This is a genomic window from Solihabitans fulvus (assembly GCF_008386585.1).
Lineage (GTDB): Bacteria > Actinomycetota > Actinomycetes > Mycobacteriales > Pseudonocardiaceae > Solihabitans > Solihabitans fulvus.
The window spans coordinates 1-451 of the sequence record NZ_VUOB01000285.1; the positions used below are offsets into that span (position 1 = coordinate 1).

Sequence of the window (451 nt, forward strand, 5' to 3'; positions counted from 1 at the left end):
CCAGACACTGCTCAGGTCGTTGAAGAAACCCCTGAGAAAGTACACATTACACAAGTCAAAACCGAAACCGGCGATGTTCAAACCGTTAAAACCACTAAGCGCGTTATCAAAAAGAAAAAGGGACCGAAAGAGGAAGTCACCGAAATCACTACAGTCCAAAAAGACGACGAGGCCCCTGTGACAAGTGTTACTGTAGTAGAAGAAACTACCCCCGAAGAGAGCAAGCCAGAAGAAGTTGTTGAGTTGCCTGAAGAGGTGACTGTAGAGGAAACTGAGACACATGAAGGTAAGCCAAAACAAAAGAAAATCACAAAGCGTATTATTAAAAAGCGGGTAGGGCCTAAAATCGAAACTACACAAATCACTACTGAGCAAGAAGACGACAAACAACCAGTCGTTTCAATTCAAACCACAGAGGAACTCATAGATGACACGACTACACCGCTCTCAG

1 protein-coding gene is annotated in these 451 nt (G+C 44.1%); it reads left to right on the forward strand.

The window, feature by feature from the left end; all coding sequences use genetic code 11:
* A partial coding sequence (locus tag F0L68_RS45860) for a hypothetical protein (RefSeq protein WP_223199640.1) occupies nucleotides 1–451 on the forward strand: 451 nt, incomplete at both ends.